We start from the raw sequence: 238 nt of genomic DNA, 5'->3' as shown, positions 1-238 counted from the left end.
TAAAATCCGTCGGGGATTAAAATCCCCGCCTGTAGGGGTCAACGGCCGTTGACCCCTACAGTCGGTTAAAACCGACTATTTTAATCATGCCAAAATCAAACCGAATATATTACCAATTTCCAAATAATCCGCAGTCGGTTTTAACCGACTTACGCTATTAGACCGGGGTTTTAACCCTCGGCGGTTTCTGAGTCCTCGCGTTAAACCAAGAAACCCGGTTTCTATTCGGGATATGTAG

The organism is Planktothricoides sp. SR001, assembly GCF_001276715.1.
Taxonomy (GTDB): Bacteria; Cyanobacteriota; Cyanobacteriia; order Cyanobacteriales; family Laspinemataceae; genus Planktothricoides; species Planktothricoides raciborskii.
Note: the sequence above shows the minus strand (reverse complement) of the source record.